We start from the raw sequence: 18,817 nt of genomic DNA on the forward strand, positions 1-18,817 counted from the left end.
CACCCGTGAGGTTGGAGGGATCGATGGAAGACCCACGCCGTCTGCTCGACGCCGCGACGCAGTTCAAAGCAGACATGGTCGACCGGCTGGGCACGCTCGTCGCGTCCGAGTCGGCACCGGGTTCGCTGCCTCACCTGGAGTCCTGTGCCGATCTGCTCGCCCGCTGGGGTGCGGACGCGCTCGGCCGGCCCGCCCGTCGTGTCGTGATCGACGGCCTGCCGCACCTGCTGTGGCCGGCTGCCGACCAGCGCGTGCTGCTCCTGGGCCATTTCGACACCGTGTTCCCGGTCGGCACGATCCGATCCAGGCCCTTCACCGTCCGCGGAGACGTGGCGACGGGACCTGGCGTCTGCGACATGAAGGCCGGGATCGTGCAGATGTTCACGGCACTGCGCCTGATCGAGGACACCTCGTCCGTCGGCGTGCTGCTCACCTGCGACGAGGAAACCGGCTCCGTGACGTCACGGCCACTGATCGAACGTGAGGCACGGCGTTCGGGTGCGGTTCTCGTCTGCGAGGCGGCCACCCCGGACGGGCAGGTAAAGGTGGCCCGGAAGGGCGGGTCGGTCTACCGCGTCATCGTCGAGGGTCGCGCCGCCCACGCGGGCACCGAACCACAGCGCGGAGTGAACGCCACGGTCGAGGTCGCCCACCAGGTTCTCACGCTGGGTGCGCTCGGCGCGATGGACAGCGGCGGCACCTCCGTCACACCGACCCTGCTCTCCGCCGGCACCACGACGAACACGGTGCCGGAGCGCGCCAGCCTGGCCGTCGACGTGCGAGCCTGGACCAGGGACGAGCTGGAACGCGTCGATCACGCCATCCGCGGGCTGGTGCCGTTCCTGCCCGAGGCGACGTTGGCCGTGCAGGGCGGGATCAACCGTTACCCGATGTCCGAGGAGCTGGCGCGACCGCTCCTGAAGCTGGCCCAGTCGGTCGCCCACCAGCTCGGCATCCGGGGCCTCGTCGGTGCGTACGCGTCCGGCGCGTCCGACGGCAATTTCACCGCCGCGTTGGGCGTACCGACCCTGGACGGCCTGGGCGCGGTGGGCGGTGGAGCGCACGCCGCCGGCGAGTATGTCTGCCTCGACCGGATGCCGGAGCGCACGGCGCTTCTGGCCGGACTCGTTGACGTGTTGTCCGCGATGGAGCGTTTCGGACCACGACCCATTGACGACATCCCATAGTCTGGCTCAGCGCCGGCGAACGACCGGCAGCGAGGGGCCGGCGTCGGCATGACTACGGAACAGCGCTCGGGATCGCCCATTCCCCTGCTCGGGGTCGAGGAGGAGTTCCTCGTCGTCGACGTCGACCGGGGTGAGGTCGTGCCAGAGGCGGCCACGGTCGTCGACCGCGCGCGTCTGGCCCTCGGCACCCGGGTGGGTGGCGAGATCACCAAGCTTCAGGTCGAGACCCGCACCGACCCGTGCCGGAGCCTGGACGCCCTGAGCGCGCAGCTCGTCGAAGGTCGGGCCGCCGTCCAGGCCGCAGCGCTGTCGGCGGGTCTGCGGGTGATCGCGAGCGGCTCGCCGGTGCTCGGCCGTGCCGTGCCACCGCCTATCACCGAAGGGCCGCGCCAGGATCGCGGCACCGCCACCTTCCGTGGGCTGCACGACGAGCTGGCGATCTGCGCCGTCCACGTCCACGTGGAGGAGCCCGACCGGGACCGCGCCGTGCTGATCGGCAACCACCTGCGCCAGCACCTGCCGGTGTTTCTCGCACTCACGGCCAACTCGCCCTACTGGTCCGAGCGCGACACCGGATACGCGAGTTGGCGCAGCGTCACCTGGGGCCGGTGGCCGGTGGCCGGCGCGCCTCCGTTGCTGAGGTCCGCCCAGCAGTACGACGACCACGTGGACATGCTGCTCGAGGCGGGTGCACTGGTCGACCGGGGCACGATCTTCTGGGATCTCCGCCTGTCGACGAACCACCCGACTCTCGAGGTGAGGGTGGCCGACGTGCCCCTCACCGCCGCCGAGTCCGCAGCCTTGGCCGCCCTGGTGCGGGCGCTGGTGGTCATCGCCGGTGACGCCGTCGACCGGGGCGACGAGGGACCGGCACTAGTCCCCGAGCTGATGCGGCTCGCGTACTGGCGCGCCGCCCGCGACGGGATGGGCGGGCACGGCGTCGACGTCGTCACCGGTCGGCTGCTGCCCGCCGCGGTGCTCGCCGGTCGGCTGGTCGAGCTCGCCCGACCGGCGCTGCACGAGGCGGGCGACTGCGAGCGGGTCGAGGACTGGCTGACAAACCTCGCCGCAAACGGCGACGGAGCGACCCGCCAGCGGGCCGCCGCGGCACTGCGCGGCCGTCTGACCGACGTGGTCGACGAGATCGCCAACCGGACCGCCCCGAACGTGCCTTCTGGTGAAGACAGCACGACGGCGTAACGAGGAACCGCTGGTCTCAGAGATGCTGGGGGAACCGGTTGCCGTGGCAGTCTGCCCTGCCACGGCAACCGGCACACCTGATCAGTGGAGGCCACAGGTGACCGAGGTAGACCTGCAATCCAGGGTTCCGATCCAACACACCCCGATGCGGCCGGCCGACATGGTGCGCGAGGCGGAGGCGTTCGCGGAACGGATGGCGCGGCGCCGTTCCGTGCGGGACTTCACCACCGACCCCGTCCCCGACGGGGTGATCGAGGCCGCGATCCGGGCCGCTTCGACCGCACCCAGTGGTGCCAATGTCCAGCCGTGGCGGTTCGTCGTCCTGACCGATCCGGCCCGCAAGCGCCGGCTGCGCGAGGCCGCGGAGGCCGAGGAACGTGCGTTCTACGATCGCCGCGCCTCACCGGAGTGGCTGGATGCGATCGCCGGGCTCGGCACCGACTGGCGGAAGCCGTTCCTGGAGACCGCACCGGCCGTCATCGTCGTGTTCGAGATACACCAGGGGCCACACAGCCCGAAGCCGTACTACGTCAAGGAATCCGTGGGCATTGCCGTCGGTCTGCTGATCACGGCTCTGCACCACTGCGGCCTGGTCACGCTGACCCACACGCCCAGCCCGATGCGATTCCTCAACGAGGTCTGTGAGCGGCCGCCGGAGGAGCGCCCGTACGTCGTCATGCCGGTCGGATATCCCACGCCGGACGCTCACGTCCCCGACCTGACCCGCAAGCCCCTCGACGAGGTCATGATCCGCTGGTGAGGTCCCTGGTCAGGAACTCGACCAACGGCTCGACGTGCCGGTCCGGGCGTCGCCACTCGGCCAGTAGATCCTCCAGCAGGTGCTGCTCGGCGAGCAGTTCCGCTCCTCGGTACCGCCGGATCACCGGGTGGATGAAGGCGCTCTCCCGCGCCCGGTCGGGGGTCGGGTGCCGGTCGATGGCGAAGACGTCACCGTAGTCGTCGCGGCCCCACCGTAGCGCGAGCGTGTACCACTGCGTGGCGGCCGCGAAACGCTCCACGGCGTAGTCCTCGGGCAGGTCCTCGTAGTGGTGGAAGTCGCCGGTGGCGTCGTCGCGCACGAGGACGTCGCAAAGGTATTCGAACTGGGTCCACAGCGCCGAGGACCAGTTCACCCGGTCGAGCATCAGCTTGGCCAGCGACGCGGCGTCCGCTGGCGTCGTCGTGTACGACAACGGCACGTCGTCGTACCGCTCCCGAAGGATCCGGGTGAACGTGCGGAGGTTGTACCGGAAGCCGTCGATGAACGGCGACGACGCATGCTTGACGTCCCGGGCCTGGGCGATCGTGCCGGCGAAGTAGAGGTCGTCGATGTTGCTCGACTGCCAGTCGGGGCGTAGGCCGGGCATACGGCCGTCCCGCACCATGTCGGGACGGGACGTCTCGTCGAACACCGTGGTGTCCATCCGGAAGCCGGTGCACCGCAACACCGTGTGGTAGTCGAGCACGGCGGTCTCACCCTCGGCGTGGGTGTACGTGATCGACACCTGGAAGCGCCCGTCGACGGGCCGGATCTCGTCGATCGTGCAGTCGAGTACCGAGTGCAGTGTCTTGAACTGGTAGCTGTCGAGGATCGCGCCGTACTGGCCACGGACGTCGCCGGGGTGTTTGGTGTTCCACGCGAGCCGCAGGGGTTGCCGGCTGGCGAGGTGCACCATCGAGGCCCGGCCGAGGATGGCCGACGCGGTCTCGAAGGCCGAGTTGCCCTTCCCGATGATCAGAACCCGCTGGTCCTCGTACGCCGTGGGGTCGACGACCATGTCCTCGTACCCGATGGCATGTTCGATGCCCTTGATGGCTGGCACGAACGGCTGGCCCCAGCCCGTCGCGACGACCAGGCAGCGCGCCCGGACCTCCTCCTGGCCGGTGCTCACGGTGAAACCGTCGCCCGTCCGCGTGATCCGCTCGACGGTCGTGCCGTACCGGACGTTGAGCTGGTGGACCCGTTGGAACTCCGCGAGGTAGCGCACCAGGTCGTCGGCCGCGGGCAGGTACTCCTCGCTGAAGTTCGGAAACAGCAGATCCGGGGAGTCGTTGAGCAGGGAGTTCCAGTCCCAGCGCAGGCGGATCTCGGGGTCGGTGCTGTCGGTGTGCACCTTGTTCAGTGAGATGAGCCGGCGATGCCGGGGGAACCGCCGGAAGAACCCACCCGGCTCGTCACCACTTTCGAGCGTCAGGTAATCGGCACCGTGCTGCTGCAGGTAGTAGCTCAGTTGAAGCCCGGCGGGCCCCGCCCCAACGATGACGTACCTGTGCTCGTTGCCGACCATCCCGTGACCCTTCGACGTAGTGATGAGTCCATCGACCATGGAATGGATAGCGGGACGTGTCAATGCTTGATGGCGGTCAAACCACTTCATGGCCGACTGGCCACCGCCTGACGCTTCGTGGAGCAGCCTGCGCAACCGGGAAGGTGACCGCAGCGGTGCCCCGCACTCATTCTCAGGTGGTGTCCCCGACCAGCGCGAGGAGTTGATATGGGCCTGATCCGGCGTCGGCTGCCCAACGGGCAGGATGTCACCCAGGTCGATGCCGCCGAAGCGGCGTTGCTCTACCGCGAGATCTTCGTCGAGGAGTCCTACCGTCGTCCCGGTGGCGCTCGGCCGACACCCGGTGTCATCTTCGACATCGGCGCCAACATCGGCTTGGCCTCGATGTTTTTCAAGTCCCGTTACCCGGCCGCGTTCATCGTTGCGGCCGAGCCCGGTCCGGACACCTACCGCGCGCTGGAGGAGAACTTCGCGCGGCACGTGCCGGACGGGCTGGCCCGCAACGTCGCGATCACCGCGACGGACGGGCACGCCCGGTTCGGGTACTACCCGAAGGCCCCCGCGGAGTCCGGGCTGTACACCGAGCAGGTCCGCGAGACCGCCCTTGCCAGGAAACTGCTCATCGAGGGCGGTGTTCCGGTACGCGACGCCGAGCACCTGGCCACATCCCGCCACCAGTTGTCCTATGTGGAGTGCGAGACGATGACGTTCTCCCGGCTGCTGCGTGACTCCGGCGCGGAACGGGCGGACCTCGTGAAGATCGACGTCGAGAAGGCCGAGGCCGACGTGATCGCCGGCATCGCCGACGACGACTGGGCGAAGATCGGCGAGCTGGTGGTCGAGGTGCACGACATCGACGGCCGTCTCGGGGACATCGAGGCGTTGCTGCGCCAGCGGGGTTTCGACGTCACCGACACCCAGGAGCGCCGCCTCGCCGACACCGACCTGCACCTGACCTTCGCCGTCCGCGCGGTCTGAAACACCCGTCGAGGAGTCAGCCATGGACAACGGATCACCCGTCAGGCTCGACCTGAGTGGCGCCGACATCCACGCCGAGTCGGCCCGCATCCGCGCGCACGGGCCGGTGGCGCGGATCATGCTGCCGGGTGGGGTGCCCGCCTGGTCGGTCACCGGCTACGAAGCGGCGAAGGAGATCCTCGCCGACGACCGGTTCTCCAAGGATCCGCGTCAGCACTGGATCGCGTACGCCAACGGCGAGATCGGGCCCGACTTCCCGCTGATCGCCTGGGCCCGAATGGAGAACCTGACCAGCTCGGACGGGCCCGATCACGCCCGTCAGCGGCGGCTGATCCGCACGGCGTTCACGCCGCGTCGGGTGCAGACCATGCGGCCGGCGATCGAACGGCTGGTCGTTGACCTGCTCGACGATCTCGCCATGCACCCGCCCACGGAGATCGTCGATTTGAAGGCGGGGTTCGGGCACCCGCTGGCGGCTCACGTGATCGGTGAGTTGATCGGTCTGCCGGTCGCCGAGCGGGTGGGCATCGTCGGCGGTGGCGGCGGCTACGCCACCGCCAGCGCGAAGATCACGCCGCAGGAGGCCGCCGCCGCCTTCGCCCGGCTACGGGCACAGATGCACGACCTGATCGACCGCAAGCGCCGGGAGCCCGCCGACGACCTGACCAGCGACCTGATCGCCGCCCGCGACGAGGGCGCACGGCTCGACGACGACGAGATCGTCAGCACCCTGCTTCTGCTGCTCAACACCGGCACCGAGCCGGCGATGAATCTGCTGGTCAACGCCGTCCGGGCGATGCTGAACGCGCCGGAGCAACTGCGCCAAGTCCGCTCGGGCGCCGCCGGCTGGACCGACGTCATCGAGGAGACGCTGCGGGTGGACGCGCCGGTCGCGCACCTGCCGTTCCGGTTCGCGGTCGAGGACGTCGAGATCGCCGGCGTACGCATCGGCAAGGGTGAACCGATCCTGATGCACTTCGCGGGGGCGGGCCGCGACCCGGCGGTGCACGGACCCGAGGCGGACCGGTTCGACGCGGGCCGGGCCGACAAGCGGCACCTGTCGTTCGGGCACGGCCTCCATCGGTGCCTCGGGGCCGCGCTGGCCCGGCTGGAGGTGGAGATCGGTCTGGACACCCTGTTCCGGCGCTTTCCGGGGCTGCGCCTCGCGGTGCCCGACGCCGAGTTGACCTCCCAGGGGACGTTCGCCATGAACGCGCCCGCCTGGCTGCCCGTGCTCTTGGGAATGGAGAATCCCCGATGGCGCGAGTGACCGCCGACATCTCGGTGTCGATGGACGGTTTCGTGACCGGCCCCGACGACAGTCGCCTCCTGCCGATGGGCGTGGACGGCCACCGTCTGCACCAGTGGATCTACGACCTGGCCACCTGGCGGGCCCGGGTCGGCCTCGACGGAGGCCGGGCCAACCGGGACGCGGAGATCCTCGACGAGGGGTTCGCGTCCGTCGGGGCCCACGTGATCGGCCGGCGGATGTACGACCACGGGGAGAAGCCGTGGGGCGACGAGCCGCCGTTCGGGCTCCCGGTCTTCGTGGTCACCCACGAACCCCGACCGGTTCTGGAGCTGGCCGGCGGCACCCGCTTCGAGTTCGTACCCGAGGGTGTCGAGAGCGCCGTCAGCCGCGCGCTGGCCGCCGCGGGCGGCCGGGACGTGTCGGTGCTCGGGGGTGCCAGCGTGATCCGTCAGTGCCTGCGCGCCGGCCTGCTCGACGAACTGGTGCTGCACGTGGTCCCGGTGCTGATGGGCGACGGTGTGCGGCTGTTCGACCGCACCCGCGACGGCCAGGTGGAGCTGCCGATCAGCCGGGTCGAGCAGCCCGACCAGGTCGTGCACCTGTGGCTGGCCCCGGGGGCGGTCAGCGCGGGTCGCTGAGCCGGGCCGCGCGCGACTCCAGATAGCGGCGTTCGGGCAGGCTCGTGGTGCGCTGCGCCGCCCGCAGGTAGCGCACCCGGGCCTCGCTCCGATCGCCGGCCATCTCCAGGAGGTGGGCGCGCACCGCGTCGAGCCGGTGGTTGGCGATGCGGTCGTCGAGGCCGTCGAGCAGGCGCAGCCCGGCCTCCGGACCCTTGGCCATGGCGGTCGCGGCCGCCCGGTTGAGCGTCACCATCGGGTTCGGATCGAGCTGTTCCAGCAGCTCGTAGAGGGCGGCGATCTGCGGCCAGTCGGTATCGTCGACGGTCCCCGCCTCGGCGTGCAGCGCGGCGATCGCCGCCTGGATCTGGTAGGACTCCACCGGCCCGTCACTCAGGCTGCGGGTGACCAACGCGATGCCCTCGCGGATCGACTCCCGGTGCCACAGCCGCCGGTCCTGCTCGGCGATCGGTACCAGCGTGCCGTCCGGGCGGGAACGGGCGTCGCGCCGGGCGTCGGTCAGCAGCATGAGCGCGAGCAGCCCGGCGACCTCACCGTCGTCGGGCAGCAGCCGGTGCACCTCGCGGGTCAGCCGGATCGCCTCCCGGGTCAGCTCGCCGCGCTGCAGGTCCGGGCCGGAGGTGGCGGTGTAACCCTCGTTGAAGATCAGGTAGAGCACGTGCAGCACTACCCGCAGGCGTTCGTGTCGCTCGGCCGGCGGTGGCATCCGGAACCGGGTGCCGGTCGACCGGATCCGCTGCTTGGCCCGGCTGATCCGCTGCACCATGGTCGACTCGGGCACCATGAACGCCGCGGCGATCTGGCTGGTGGTCAGGCCGCCGACCGCGCGGAGCGTCAGCGCGATCTGTGACGGCGCGGACAGCGCGGGATGGCAGCACATGAACAGCAGCATCAGCGTGTCGTCATGCTGGTAGGGCAGGTCGTCGACGGCGGCGGAGACCGCCTCGTCGGCGCGGCCCATCACCGCGACGATCACCTCGCGATTGCGCCGGGCCTGGTCACTGCGCCACTGATCAGCCAACCGGCGGGTGGCGACGGTGCGCAGCCAACCGCGGGGATTGTCCGGCAACTTCTGGTCCGGCCAGCGTAGCGACGCCTCCAGCAGGGCTTCCTGCACCGCGTCCTCGCACGCCTCGAACTTGCCGTAGCGGCGGTAGAGCGCGCCCAGGACCTGCGGCGCGAGCTGGCGCAGCAGACTTTCGACCTCCGAGCGGGAGGCCACGTTACCCTCATCAGCCACGGTGCCGGGGTTCCTCCAGTGCCCTGGGCGGCAAACCCACGGGCGAAGCGTGTGGACGAGAACGTTTGCTGATTACCGGCGGCTATGTCGAAAAACGAGGTACGGCTCCGACTTCACTGCGAAAGGGTACGCGGCCCTGGTGGGACCGCACCGCCATAACCAGGAGGTATCTTCCATGCAGGACGAGATCGTGACGCCGACCAACACGGCTACCGCCGTGGCCGCGCAGCTGCGTGCGGGCGTCGTCGGCGAGGTGATCGAGCCGAACGACCCCGGTTACGACCAGGCCCGCACGATTTTCCAGGGCGGCATCGATCGGCGACCCGCCGTGATCGTCAAGGCGGTCAACGCCGCCGACGTCGCGCATGTCGTCTCGGTGGCCAGCGGGTCGGAGCTGCCGCTTGCGGTTCGCAGTGGCGGCCACAGCCTCTACGGCGTCTGGGACGACGCGATCGTCCTGGACCTCTCGAAGATGAACGCCCTGGAGATCGACGCCGACAGTCGTACCGCCTGGGCGGAGCCCGGTGTGCTCGCCGGCGAATACACCGAGGCGGCCGCCGAGCACGGCCTGGTCACCGGTTTCGGCGACACCGCCTCGGTCGGCCTGGGCGGCCTGACCGTCGGCGGTGGCATCGGCTATCTGGTCCGTGCGCACGGGTTGACCATCGACAACCTGATCGGCGCCGACGTGGTGACCGCGGACGGCCGGCACCTCACGGTCGACGCCGACAACCACCCCGACCTGTTCTGGGCGATTCGTGGCGGCGGCGGCAACTTCGGTGTCGTCACGAAGTTCCGCTACCGGCTGCACTCCGTGCCGACGGTGCTCGGCGGCCTGCTGGTGCTGCCGGCGACCCCGGAGGTCGTGGCGGAATACCTGCGCATCTCGCTGGAGGCGCCCGACGAGCTGTCCAGCATCATCAACATCATGCCGGCGCCTCCGATGCCCGGCGTGCCCGACGAGGCGGTCGGTCAGCTGGTGATCCTCGCGATCATCGTCTACGCCGGTGACCCGGAGGAGGGCGCCAAGGTGCTGGCGCCGATCCGTGAGCTGGGTGTGTTGGCCGACATGGTCCAGCCGATGCCCTTCAGTGGCATCTACCAGCCGGAGGACCCGAACTACCACCCACTGACCTTCAGCCGGACCAACTTCGTCGACGAGGTCGACGTGGCCACGGCCGGTCGGATCCTGGAGACGCTGCAGACCTCGTCGGCGATGATGCCCGTCGCCCAGCTGCGTCCGCTCGGTGGGGCGATGGCGCGGGTGCCGTCCGACGCGACCGCGTTCGCGCACCGCGACCGCAAGATCATGTTTACCGCGGCTGTGGTGTTCGAGAAGCCGGAGGAGGCCGCCGAGCACCGCGCCTGGGTCGACGAGTTCGCCAAGGTCGTGCAGCGGCCGGGTGGCGGCAGCTACGTCAACTTCCTCTACGACGACGCCGCCGAGCGCATCCACGAGGCCTACCCCGACGCCACGTACGCGCGGCTGGTGGAGCTGAAGCGCACGTACGACCCGAACAACCTGTTCAAGCTCAACGGCAACATCTCGCCCTCCTGAGCAACCCGCGCGAGCGGTCGTGCATACCGCATCCTCGGAGATGACGACCGATTTCGACGGGTGCCAGAGTCGTAGGCGATTAACGGGTGGAAGTTTCGCCGGCGTTCCCCGCCCCCTCGGGGAGCGCCGGCGATCCCGTGGATCACGGCGATCCGCCAACCCCTTGACGACCTACGACCCGAGGGACCCCTCCATGACGCAGAACGCGGAGAAAGCCACCATTCGGGTGGGCCGGTCGCCGGCGCACGAGGCGATCGAACCATCACCATCGGTCCCACCGTCGGCCCCGTCGTCGTCGATCTGGCGTCAGCCCTACCTGTGGCTCGTCGTCCTCGCCGGCGCCGTCGTCTTCAACCTGCTGTACGCGTTCCCGCGCTACTTCAGCACGGACTCGGCCAACAGCCGCAGCATCCTCGACCCCGGCGTCCCTGTGCACTACAGCCTGGTCGTCGCGCACGTCATCACCGGGAACATCGCGATGATCACGGTGTTCCTCCAGTTCTGGGGCTGGCTGCGCCGCAACCACCCGAAGGTCCACCGGATCAGCGGCCGCGTCTACATCTTCGGCGGGGCCCTCCCGTCGGCCGCCCTGGGCGTGTTCACCCTGATCCCGCTGCGCGCGGACCACCAGGGCAGCATCGGCATCGTCACGATGGGCGTGGCCTGGCTCGCCACGACGATCACCGGTCTGGTGATGGTCCGCAAGGGACGCTACGCCGAGCACCGCCGCTGGATGGCGTACAGCTTCGCGCTGGCGTTGGGCACCACCTGGGGCCGCATCCTGGTCGGCATGTTCACCATCTGGCCCACGATGCCGTTGGCCATCAGCGTGATCGTCGAACTCGCCAACTGGCTCGGCTGGGTCCTCAACCTGGTGGTCGCCCACTGGATCATCGAACGGATGGCCAAGCGCCGGCACACGCCGGACGGCACCGAGGTCGTCACGTACCCCGCTCCCGCCTGAGGCCCCCGCACCCACCCGAGACGAAAGCCGCCCCCGGCCCCCGGGGGCGGCTTTCGTCGTGTCCGCGGGCCTGTTCCGAGGGTTTGTGGACGACGGTGGTGGCAACGACGAATGGCCGGACGTATCCGGCCATTCGTCGTTCGTCGGTGGGCGGTCAGGCGGTGAGCCGACCGAAGTGCGCCTGGGTGTAGACGCGGGGGAGAGCCGTCGTCAGGAGCACCGCGAAGCCCGCGTGGCTGTGACAGGTGGACAGGTCACGCCAGACTCGTTCCAGGCGCCCGTCGCCGGTGACCGAGCTGGTCCCGGCCGTGGGTTGGATGACCGCCTCGACGCCGCGCCAGGCCAGTTCCGCCGCCTCGCGGCAGATCATCGCGATCCGCAGGTCCTCCTCCAGGGTGAAGGCGGCCGGTTCGCGGGTGGTCAGGTCGTGCCACTGACGGATCGCGCTCAACGTGATCGCCTCGGCGGCCGAGATCATGGCCGTGGCCTGGCCGAACCACCGTTGGTAGTCCGGGTCGTCGACGCGCAGGGTGATCGGCGGCGTCGAGGTCTTGCGGGTGGAGAGAACCTCGCCGTACGCCTCCAGCGCGCCCTGCGCGATCCCGACCCCGAGCGTTGCGCCTTCCAGACACATCGAGCTCATCGGCGCCCCGCCGTACTGCGGGTGGGCGTGCAGCGCGCTCCCACTGGTCCCAGACGTCACCGAGACCTCGCCCAGGTGGGTATGGTCCAGGCCGAAGTGGTCCGGGATCTCGGCCCGGTCGAAGCGGACGCTGTGCGAGCCGCTGCCCTTGAGCCCCAGTTGCCCGCCCCAGTCGTCGAGGCGGGTCCAGGTGCCCCGCGGTGCGATGAACAGCAGCGGATGGGGCGGTTCGCCGTCGTCGCCGGCGACCATGGCGTGGCCGATGAAGTGGGTGGCGTAGGGGATGCCGGAGCAGTAGTTCCACGTTCCGTCGATGATCCAGCCACCGTCGGGGGAGCGGGTGGCGGTTCCGCCCGGGGCGATCACCGCCGGTGCGATGAAGTCACCGCCCCGGAACAACTCGTCCTGTGCCTTCTCCTCGAACAGCATCGCGGTCACCAGCGAGTGGGCTGCGCCGAGGCAGAACATCCAGGCGGTCGACGGGCAGCCTCGGGCCAGGATCATCACCACCCGCAGGAACGTCTCGAACTCGAACTCGTACCCGCCGTACCGCCGGGGCACGGTGATCCGGTAGAAGCCCGCGTCCCGGAACATCTCGTGGACGTCCTCGCCGTAGAACGTCCGACGCTCCACCTCGGACTGCCGGGCCAGCAGTTCGGGAACCATCGCCTCGGCGCGGGCGATCAGGTCGGCCGGCGTGAGATCCGGCTCGGGCACCGGGGGGAATCCTGGATCGGTCAACGCGGGCCTCCTCATCCGAGTGGCCTTCCGGCGGTGATGACGGCGTAGCCGACCTTGCCCGCCCCGGCCTCGAAGTAGTAACCGAGCGCCTTGCCCAGCTCGTCGACCGCCTCGGCGCCGAACTTCTCGGTGAGGTGGGTGCGCTGGCTCTCCGCCTCGGCCACGTACTTCGGTCCCTTGCCGAAGACCCGCGGCCCGCACTGCAGGTACTCGTGGAACTCGAACCCGGCGGCCGTCAACGCCTCGACCCACTCCGCGGTCGACTTGAGGAACTGCGCGTTGAACGTCTTCGCGAACTCGGCGGCCTCCTCGATGCCCATGCTGCTCTCACGGGTCGTCTCGGTCACCGCGAGCCGGCCACCGGGCCGTAGGACGCGGAACAGGCCGCGCAGCACTCGGTCCAGGTCGGTGGCGTACAACAGGGTTTCCATCGCGACGATCGCGTCGAACGACCCGTCGGGGAAGTCGAGCGTGTTCCAGTCGCCGTGCTGGAAGGTGACCGAGTCACCGAGGTTCGCCGCGACGGCGCGCTTGGTCGCCTCCTCGACCTGTACGGTGCTGATGTTGATGCCGACCACTGTGACGCCGTAATCCCGCGCCAACTCGAGCGCGGGCGTGCCCAGGCCACATCCGATGTCGAGGACCCGTTGGCCGGGACGCAGCCCGAGGGATTCGCCGACCCGGCGGGTGATCCGCTGTGACGCCTCCCGCATGGACGCCTCGTCCACCGCGTCGTACCAGTACGCGAGATGAACCTGCCCGTCGTTGAACGCGTTGGACATCGGCGTCGACTCGTCGTACATCGTCGCGATGTCGATCGGCGCGGTTGTGGTGTTCTCCATCCCTCTCCCACTTTCCTTGTCGGGCCGCCGACCGTCAGGACGGGCGGCGTTCGGCGGTGACGAAGACGAACGTGCCCGGGTACGACTCGGCGATGATGGTCAGGCCGGCGTCGTCGAGCCACTGCTTGATCTCGGCGATCTCGAAGAGCACGAACCCGTCCGGGCGGGCGGGGAAGTGGTGCGACCGCTGGTAGTAGCGGTAAACCGGCGAATCGTCCCAGCGGAACGTCATGAGCGTGAGGGTGCCGCCGGGGCGCAGGCAGCGGCCGATTTCGGCGATCGCCCGACCGGCGTCGGGCACCGCCTGCAATGCGTTCCAGAAGTTGACCGCGTCGAGGCTGGCGTCGGGGAACGGCAGGTCGAGCGCGTCTCCGCGGACGGCCGGCACGTCTGTCAACCTGCTGCGCAGGTCGTAGAGCATCGCCTCGTTCAGGTCCAGCGCGAGGACCCGCTCGGTGCCGACCGCCTCGCAGACGACGGCGGTCCAGCGGCCCGCGGCGGCGGCCAGGTCGAGCACGGTGCCGCCCCGGTGCCAGAGGTGGGCGGCGATGTACTCGTCCTCGTCGGTCGGTGTGACCTCGCCGGACCAGTTGCGGCCCATGATGCGGAGGAAGTTCGGACGCATGCCCTGCTCGTAGTGGAAGCCGATGCCGGCCAGCACCGCCGCGTTCTGCAGCACGTCGGCCTCGGCGTCGTCACTGGAGTCGCTCTTGCCGGCGCCGGGGCGCAGCCGCTGGGACAGGTCGAGCACGCCGTGGGTGATGCCGTAGGCGGCGTCGCACTGCCCGCACCGGGCGACAGTGGTGTCGAAGGTCAGCGACCCCCGGCAGGCCGGGCATTTCAGCGCCTCGCGGTGCCGTTCGAAGGCGGCCGGGTCGAGGTCGCGGGGGTTGGTCTCCACGACCAGGTTGTGCGGGCTCGGGTCGACGGCCGCCGCGGGCTTTCCGTTGCCCTGCGCCCACAGCGCCTTGGCCCCCATCGTGGCCAGCACCGAGCGGGTGTCGCCGTCCCAGGTCGTCCGGATCTGGGTGGGGGTCAGTGCGCGGATCCACCGCCTGTCGAACTCGCGCTCCGCCTCGCTGATGTTCCACTCGGCCGGCGACGGCCAGGCCCGCCCGATGTTCGGGTCGGCCTCGTCGAGCGTGTCGAGGGCGCGCTCCAAGCGGGTGCGGTCCGGGGCGTCGAGCCCGAGGTGTCGGGTTGCGTCGAGGATCCGCGCCCGGTCGGTGGGAAAGTGCGCCAGGAGGTAGAGCAGCGCGAGGGTGAGCGGCGCGTCGGGCTCGGTGGCGCCGCGGGCCGCGTCGAGGTAGCCGTCGATACCCTCGCGCACCGCCGTCGCCACCGGTCCGTCGGTCGCCGGGTGCTCAGCCTCGGCGAGCAGCCCGAGCAGCACCAGCAGGTAGCCCCGCCGGTCGCCGTCGACGCTGTCCAGTGCGCCGATCAGTTCCGGTACGGCCGACGCCGCCGTGGGCCGGGCCGCGCCGTCGGTCCAGAGTGCGTCGACCAGGTCGTGGAAGGCGTCGTCGATTTGATGGGGAGCTGCGTCTCGGTACGAGCCGAGCAACTCGTTGAAGGTGATTTCCGCGGTTTCGGTCATGTGCCCGTCCCGTCTCGGCCGTGTCCAGGTCAGCGGCAAGGCGCGTACGCGCCGGCTGCCCGACAGGTTGCCACCCGGCGCGGGGGCGAAGCACCTCTGACGTTGCGCTGCAGACGGCCGGCGGCGGTCGGCCGTCCACTTCGGACAGGTTGCTGGGAATCCAGCAATCTGGAAGATGCAGCCGCCGATGATCGCCTGAAAAATAACTGCCTGAACTTTCCGCTCTCGAACGACTCACGACCTCATGCCCGGCGCCGTCCGGGCGTGGAGGCGTTCGATCATCTCCACCCACCGTCCGGTCAGGGGGGGGCGGGCCGGTGGGCGATCTTCGGCTGCGCCGCGGATGGCCCACGCAACACGTAGGGCGTTTGTCAGGCAATCGTGAGGGGAGCGTGTAATGACAGCGACCGAGGCGACGCACTCCGACGCCGAGATCGGCACACAGCACAAGCGGCGGTACGCGCGATACGACGGCCTCCGCGGCATCTGCGCGATCTTCGTGGTGATCTACCACATCGGCTACCAGTCCGGCATCAGCGAGTTGCCCGGCCACGACGGGGTTCCCATCCTGGGAAGCCTCGTACCGGCGTTCCGGATCTTCCTTCCGCCGTTCTTCGTCCTGTCCGGCCTGCTGCTCTACCGGCCGTTCGCGCGCGCCATCATCGCGGGCACGCCCCGCCCCGCGCCCGGCCCGTTCATCGTGGGCCGGGCGCTGCGTCTCCTGCCGGCCTTCTACGTGCTCACGGTCGTGGTCATGCTCACCCTCAACCTCTCCGCGGTCGACGGCGCGTGGGAGGTCATCAAGCCGTTCATCCTGCTGCACTACTGGTTCACGCCGGACATGGCTCAGTGGTGGCCGGGCATGGAGCACACCTGGACCGTGCCGGTCGAGATGTCGTACTACCTGGCCCTGCCGATCCTGGCCTGGCTGATCAACCGAAGCGCCCGCCGGGGCACCGACCCGGCCGCGCGGGCCCGCCGCATCATCGTGCCGTTCGTGGTCATGACCGTGATCGGCACCGCCTGGACGGTCTTCTGCTACCTGCCGTCGCAGGCCGAGCACACCTACTACTTCGTCTTCTGGCCGCTGGGCTACGCCGGGTTCTTCGCCGCCGGCATGGCACTCGCGACGCTCTCCGCGTACCGGGACGTGACAGGCGTGGTGCCGGCCCTGCACCGCGCGGTCGCCAAGCGCCCGATGCTGTGGTGGCTGGGCGCTCTCGCGGCGCTGCTGCTCTACATCCCCAAGCCGTTCGCCCCGCAGGTCGTGGTCGGCACCTGGCCCGCGATGGCCCAGCACCTGGTGGAGTACGTCCTGTTCTTCGCGTTCGGCCTGCTCGCGGTCGTTCCACTGACCGTGCCCGAGGTGCGCTCACGGTTCATGGACGCGGTGCTCACCAACCCGCCGATCCGCTACATCGGCCGCCTCTCGTACGGCGTCTACCTGTGGAACGTCCCGGTCATGTACTACTACTTCCAGTACGGAACGATCTTCGGCAACCAACCACTCGGGCTCAACGACGCCCGACCCACGCTGCCCTTCGGTGAGCTGGTCGGCTTCGTCCTCTACGTGATCGTCGGCACGGCGCTCTTCACGCTGGTCAGCTACTACGTGGTCGAGCGTCCGGCCCTGCGCCTGCGGCACGTCTTCAACGCTCCGATCTCCGCACTGGAACTCGGGTACGCCACGGCGCCCGCCGACGACGCCCGCTCCGCCGACCGGGCCGAGCCGCAGGACGTCAACGCGACGCGAAGGAGCACCGAACGATGAACCGACTGATCTCACGGCTCGGTGCCGGCAGTGTCGCCCTGTGCACCGTCCTGGCCCTCGGCGTACCGGGACTGGGGCAGGCCGCGCCTTCGCGATCGGCACCGGCGCCCTCGCCCGCACGCACCGGCACGGTCACGTTGGTGACCGGCGACAAGGTGGCGCTCGACCGGGAGCGCGTCGTCGCCATCACCCCGGCGCCCGGCCGCGTGGGCACCCCGTTCCGGCAGTACCGGCAGGACGGCGAGTTGTACGTCGTACCCGCAGACCAACTCGCGCGGGTCGCGTCGGGGCAGCTCGACCAGCGGCTCTTCGCCGTGTCGGCGCTGGCCCGGTCGGGTGTCTCCGACGCCCGCGCCGCCGACCTGCCGCGCCGGGCCGTGAAGCGCCAGGCGGTCGCCACGGATGGTGTCGCGCTCACGCTCACCTTCCTCGACCGGCGGGGCATCCCGACGGCCGACTACTTCGTCAGCCTCTTCGACACGGTCTCGCAGCAGGAGTACAGCGGCTACCACGAGTCCGGTACCACCACCGTGACCGTTCCCGCCGGCCACTACTACCTGGAGGCGGGCGTCAGCGGTGCCAGCAGCACCGACGTGGTGCCGTTCGACTTCTTCGTGGAGCCGGACATCGCGGCGACCGGAGACCTGGCGCTGACCTTCGACGCCCGCGACGCGAAACCGCTCACGTTCGGCCTGGACCGGCGCGGCGCCACCGGCATCCTCGACGTGATGCCCAGCCGCCAGACCGGCGTCGCGGCGGTCGGCTCCACGGTGCACGGCCCGCAGGATGAGATCCGCGTCCGTCCGTCACGGACGGCCGCCGCCGGCCAGTTCACCTTCACCGTCGCCGCGCACCTGGGCAGACCGGACGGCAACGGTGGATTCCTCGGCTCGCCGTACCAGTACCACCTGCAGTGGAGCGAGGACGGCACGGTACCGGCGAACCTGCACCGCGTGTTCCACGACGCCGATCTGGCCAAGGTGCGCAACGTCATCGCCGCGCAGGTGCCCGGCGCTGTCGACCGCAAGCTCTATTCGGCGTACGTGCAGCCACCGGCGACCATCACCGAATTCACCTCACCTGGCGCGGCGTTCTTCGAGGACGTGTACGAACTGGATGCGGATAACAACCTCAACTGGCAGATCGCCGACCTGCCCCGACAAGCCGGGATCGCCGGCAGCACTCGTACCGAGAAGTGGAATGTCGGGCCGTTCGGGCCGGCCTTCGCCACCAGCCCGGTGCTGCCCGTGGTGTGGTGTGGCCGTTTCGGTGACCAGATGAACTTCGAGATTCCGCACTTTTCCGACCAGAATCCCGACCACTTCGGGTTCTCCGGCACGCTGGCCGAGGAAATGCGGATGTTCCGCAACGGGCAGCCGTTGATTTCCCAGGACTCCGAGTTCGGGATCTTCACGGTGCCACCGGCGACCGCCACCTACCGCCTGGAGACCCGGTCCACCCGGGACACCTCGCCGTTCTCGACGGAGGTGCGGGGCGCCTGGACGTTCCGGTCCGGGCACGTCGCGGGCGGCCCGGCCAACGAGGCGGCGCTACCGATGGCGGCGCTGCGCTTCGCGCCCGCGCTCGATCAGCAGAACCGGGCGGCAGCCGGTCAGCGGTTCAAGATCCCGCTGTATCTGCAGGCGCAGCAGGGCGCTGTCCTGGGGGAGTGGGGCAACGTCACCCTCGACGCGTCGTACGACGATGGCGCGACCTGGCAGGCGGCGCCCGTGGTCAAGACCGCCACCGGCTTCACCGCGACGGTCACGCATCCGGCGACGACCGGATTCGTGTCGCTGCGGGCCAGCGCCACCGACAGCCTGGGCAACAAGACGGAACTCACGATTATCCACGCGTATCTCTTGAAGTAAAGGGCCGAGAAACAGCACCTTCGGAGTGCAGCCCGCACTTTCGAAGA

15 protein-coding genes are annotated in these 18,817 nt (G+C 69.7%); 10 read left to right on the forward strand and 5 right to left on the reverse strand.

What is annotated here, in order from left to right:
* Positions 1–23 precede the first annotated feature (23 nt).
* The 3 genes from ACIBD9_RS18415 to ACIBD9_RS18425 all read left to right on the forward strand — a co-directional run bounded on the left by ACIBD9_RS18415 (position 24) and on the right by ACIBD9_RS18425 (position 3,147).
* Positions 24–1,187: a M20/M25/M40 family metallo-hydrolase gene (locus ACIBD9_RS18415; RefSeq protein WP_396719104.1), complete on the forward strand. Its 1,164-nt coding sequence runs from the start codon at positions 24–26 to the stop codon at positions 1,185–1,187.
* 48 nt (positions 1,188–1,235) lie between these two features.
* Entirely contained in the window at positions 1,236–2,387 is a 1,152-nt protein-coding gene (locus tag ACIBD9_RS18420) for a glutamate--cysteine ligase (protein ID WP_396719106.1), read from the forward strand.
* A 160-nt stretch (positions 2,388–2,547) separates the two neighbouring features.
* A complete protein-coding gene (locus ACIBD9_RS18425) occupies positions 2,548–3,147 on the forward strand; it encodes a nitroreductase family protein (protein WP_396719201.1) in 600 nt (199 codons plus the stop codon).
* Here ACIBD9_RS18425 and ACIBD9_RS18430 read toward each other — a convergent pair.
* Positions 3,131–4,675, reverse strand: coding sequence for an NAD(P)-binding domain-containing protein (locus ACIBD9_RS18430; RefSeq protein ID WP_396719108.1), 1,545 nt, complete (start codon positions 4,673–4,675; stop codon positions 3,131–3,133). The two genes, ACIBD9_RS18425 and ACIBD9_RS18430, sit on opposite strands and share 17 nt — an antisense overlap.
* A gap of 207 nt (positions 4,676–4,882) precedes the next feature.
* Here ACIBD9_RS18430 and ACIBD9_RS18435 point away from each other — a divergent pair, with 207 nt between their 5' ends.
* From ACIBD9_RS18435 to ACIBD9_RS18445, 3 genes are read left to right on the forward strand one after another with little or no spacing between them, the layout of a single operon-like run.
* Positions 4,883–5,653: an FkbM family methyltransferase gene (locus ACIBD9_RS18435; protein WP_387172877.1), complete on the forward strand. Its 771-nt coding sequence runs from the start codon at positions 4,883–4,885 to the stop codon at positions 5,651–5,653.
* 22 nt (positions 5,654–5,675) lie between these two features.
* Entirely contained in the window at positions 5,676–6,923 is a 1,248-nt protein-coding gene (locus ACIBD9_RS18440) for a cytochrome P450 (protein ID WP_396719110.1), read from the forward strand.
* The gene (locus ACIBD9_RS18445; RefSeq protein WP_396719112.1) at positions 6,911–7,543 is read left to right on the forward strand and encodes a dihydrofolate reductase family protein; all 633 of its coding nucleotides are present in this window, start codon (positions 6,911–6,913) and stop codon (positions 7,541–7,543) included. The genes ACIBD9_RS18440 and ACIBD9_RS18445 overlap by 13 nt, the downstream gene beginning before the upstream one ends.
* On the opposite strand, the gene ACIBD9_RS18450 is transcribed toward ACIBD9_RS18445, so the two are convergent.
* Positions 7,527–8,783: an RNA polymerase sigma factor gene (locus ACIBD9_RS18450; protein WP_396719114.1), complete on the reverse strand. Its 1,257-nt coding sequence runs from the start codon at positions 8,781–8,783 to the stop codon at positions 7,527–7,529. The two genes, ACIBD9_RS18445 and ACIBD9_RS18450, sit on opposite strands and share 17 nt — an antisense overlap.
* Before the next feature lie 175 nt (positions 8,784–8,958).
* Between ACIBD9_RS18450 and ACIBD9_RS18455 the strand changes: the two genes are divergently transcribed.
* Together ACIBD9_RS18455 and ACIBD9_RS18460 are read left to right on the forward strand one after the other, a co-directional pair.
* On the forward strand, positions 8,959–10,341 hold the full coding sequence (locus ACIBD9_RS18455; RefSeq protein WP_396719116.1) for an FAD-binding oxidoreductase: 1,383 nt from the start codon (positions 8,959–8,961) through the stop codon (positions 10,339–10,341).
* A gap of 193 nt (positions 10,342–10,534) precedes the next feature.
* Positions 10,535–11,305, forward strand: coding sequence for a DUF2306 domain-containing protein (locus ACIBD9_RS18460; RefSeq protein ID WP_387172886.1), 771 nt, complete (start codon positions 10,535–10,537; stop codon positions 11,303–11,305).
* 154 nt (positions 11,306–11,459) lie between these two features.
* Here the strand turns inward: ACIBD9_RS18460 and ACIBD9_RS18465 are convergent, their stop codons facing one another.
* The 3 genes from ACIBD9_RS18465 to ACIBD9_RS18475 are packed head-to-tail and all read right to left on the reverse strand — an operon-like array spanning position 11,460 to position 15,128.
* A complete protein-coding gene (locus tag ACIBD9_RS18465) occupies positions 11,460–12,689 on the reverse strand; it encodes an acyl-CoA dehydrogenase family protein (RefSeq protein ID WP_396719119.1) in 1,230 nt (409 codons plus the stop codon).
* A gap of 11 nt (positions 12,690–12,700) precedes the next feature.
* Positions 12,701–13,531: an SAM-dependent methyltransferase gene (locus ACIBD9_RS18470; protein ID WP_396719121.1), complete on the reverse strand. Its 831-nt coding sequence runs from the start codon at positions 13,529–13,531 to the stop codon at positions 12,701–12,703.
* A gap of 34 nt (positions 13,532–13,565) precedes the next feature.
* Positions 13,566–15,128: a class I SAM-dependent methyltransferase gene (locus ACIBD9_RS18475; RefSeq protein ID WP_396719123.1), complete on the reverse strand. Its 1,563-nt coding sequence runs from the start codon at positions 15,126–15,128 to the stop codon at positions 13,566–13,568.
* 397 nt (positions 15,129–15,525) lie between these two features.
* On the opposite strand from ACIBD9_RS18475, the gene ACIBD9_RS18480 reads away from it, so the two are divergent.
* The gene (locus ACIBD9_RS18480) at positions 15,526–16,899 is read left to right on the forward strand and encodes an acyltransferase family protein (RefSeq protein WP_396719125.1); all 1,374 of its coding nucleotides are present in this window, start codon (positions 15,526–15,528) and stop codon (positions 16,897–16,899) included.
* Positions 16,896–18,770, forward strand: coding sequence for a hypothetical protein (locus ACIBD9_RS18485; protein WP_396719126.1), 1,875 nt, complete (start codon positions 16,896–16,898; stop codon positions 18,768–18,770). The genes ACIBD9_RS18480 and ACIBD9_RS18485 overlap by 4 nt, the downstream gene beginning before the upstream one ends.
* Positions 18,771–18,817 lie beyond the last annotated feature (47 nt).

This window comes from Micromonospora sp. NPDC050784 (assembly GCF_044456765.1).
Taxonomy (GTDB): Bacteria; Actinomycetota; Actinomycetes; order Mycobacteriales; family Micromonosporaceae; genus Micromonospora; species Micromonospora foliorum.